This window comes from Halioglobus sp. HI00S01, assembly GCF_001635445.1.
Taxonomy (GTDB): Bacteria; Pseudomonadota; Gammaproteobacteria; order Pseudomonadales; family Halieaceae; genus Halioglobus; species Halioglobus japonicus.
Genome location: NZ_LWEE01000338.1, coordinates 1 through 425, shown reverse-complemented (window position 1 = coordinate 425; position 425 = coordinate 1). Strand labels below are relative to the sequence as shown.

The window sequence follows — 425 nt, the reverse complement described above, 5'->3', positions numbered from 1 at the left end:
CCCAGGAAATTAACATGACGGCGGATGTCGCCCACGGGAAGTTGGACGATGGCCTCACCGAGTATGATCTCCGCATCGTGATGCGCTCACTGGGCTACTTCTCAACCGCAGACTCTCTGGTGGCCAACAATCTGGTGCTGGCCATTTATCGCCTGATCACCAACCCCGAATGCCGCCAGTACCTGCTGCGCCAGGCCTTTGAGGAAGCCATTCACACTCACGCCTACCAGTACTGTATTGAGTCACTGGGTATGGACGAAGGTGAAATCTTCAATATGTATCGCGAGGTTCCGTCCGTTGCCGCCAAGGCCTCCTGGAGCCTGAGCCACACGCACAGCCTTAGCGATCCGACATTTACTACCGGCACCCTGGAGACTGATCAGGAATTCCTGCGCAACCTGATTGGCTTCTATGCGGTAACTGAA

At 55.5% G+C, this 425-nt stretch carries 1 protein-coding gene; it reads left to right on the top strand.

All coding sequences use genetic code 11. The features are described from left to right. The coding region (locus A3709_RS20855) for a ribonucleotide-diphosphate reductase subunit beta (RefSeq protein WP_197484336.1) at positions 1–425 on the top strand (425 nt) is incomplete at both ends.